The 1,467-nt window shown below is 41.3% G+C and carries 1 protein-coding gene; it reads right to left on the reverse strand.

Annotation, left to right across the window (positions count from 1 at the left end; all coding sequences use genetic code 11):
- Window positions 1–114: 114 nt before the first annotated feature.
- Window positions 115–1,191, reverse strand: coding sequence for a transposase (locus DW917_RS15165; RefSeq protein ID WP_220429029.1), 1,077 nt, complete (start codon window positions 1,189–1,191; stop codon window positions 115–117).
- Between the last annotated feature and the right edge of the window lie 276 nt (window positions 1,192–1,467).

Consider the following 1,467-nt stretch of genomic DNA (forward strand, 5'->3'; position numbering starts at 1 on the left):
GTCTTTCTCTTTCTTGCTACCTTCCAATGGTAATTGAAGACTTCATTACTACTTGAAACAGTTTTTGTTTTGTTGGTCTATTTATCAATAGTTCGTTAAAATTTGAGATAATGGCTAAGCAGCTTTACGTTGCCAGCCAAAGAGTTCTTTGATAGTATGACTAATTAACTTTCGGTTCGGTATTCTCCGACACTTGTTGAAAATTAATTTAGCGATGTATGTGCTTGCCATAATCTCCTTGAAAGAAGCCATGGAATACGGCAATTCATTTTCCTTCATCATCACTTTCGCAACATTCTGTGATGCGAATGATGCATTATAGGAAAAGTCCAACTGGTTCTTGTGTCTTGCTTGGCAATGCGTAAGACCAGTATATTGCTTTGCATCGCGAAAACAAAACTCTATTTGGAATCTTGAGCGGTATGTGCGCAACACTTCCTCACCCGACATGGATGTCTTTGTTGAGAAGAAAAGCTTGTGTTTTCCGTTCGGCATAACCCAAATGACAAGGCGCACTTTCTGCTTCAATGCCTTTGAATAGGCTATGAGTGTGTAGGCTGTGCCTTCAAGTCCTTCAATATGCAACTCTGCCATACGTGTGAGGTCAAGTTTCTTGTAGTTGATTTTTCCGTCAAGTGTCTTGGGACGTCCAGGCTTATTGGAACGAGGTCCCGTATACACATAATATAGGCTCGCAGTATCCCTGAAGCGGCTGACAAGATGGAAACCGCACTCTTTGATTCCGTCCACAAACGGACGGATAGAGAAGAAAGCGTCAGCGACAACAATATCGGTGACCTTCAACAAATCCTTCTTATAACGCTTGATGACCGCTATGTAATGTTGCACGAGAGTCATGTTACGCATTTTCAATTCTCCAGTAGATGGAGTCTGATGGGCGCGCAGCATCATGCAACTGTTGGCATGGACATCGACAAGTGCAAGCCCCATGATTTCAAGCCCATGCTTCATGGAACTTGCACAACCGGACCAGAAAGTACCGATATGCGGAGTCTTCTTACCCGACTTGCTGATGTAGCTCGGATCGATGGCTATAGCCAATAGACCATCCATATTCAAGTAACGTCGGCATAGGGCAAGGTTGAACTTCACCCAGTCTATGCATTTAGCACGACCACGGTTGAAGTTCGTTCTGTAGGTCTGCTCACAATGGGTGCCGTAACGCTCCATTTGAGTGAAATTTATCTTTCTTTGTATCGTCATGTACAATAAAAGTATTTCCAAGAGTAGACTCTCGAAAGTTTTGCTTAACTTTGCAGATGAACTTTTGATAGCATCTCTGCATATTTCCGTATATTGGTTGAGTGGTTCTGATGTCATATAACTTTGAGCTTAGAGAACTATAAAGTTACTGATAATCAGCCACTTAACCAAATTTTATTAGTTATATTACGTTAATTAACTCTCTCATTTTCAATCGATTACATAAGAATTAACAGAGTATTG

The organism is Prevotella sp. AM42-24 (assembly GCF_003461825.1).
GTDB lineage: Bacteria > Bacteroidota > Bacteroidia > Bacteroidales > Bacteroidaceae > Prevotella > Prevotella hominis.

What these genes read in the sequence shown, in the direction of transcription:
- DW917_RS15165 (WP_220429029.1), bottom strand. Translation starts at nt 1,191, where the DNA reads ATGGAGCGTTACGGCACCCATTGTGAGCAGACCTACAGAACGAACTTC.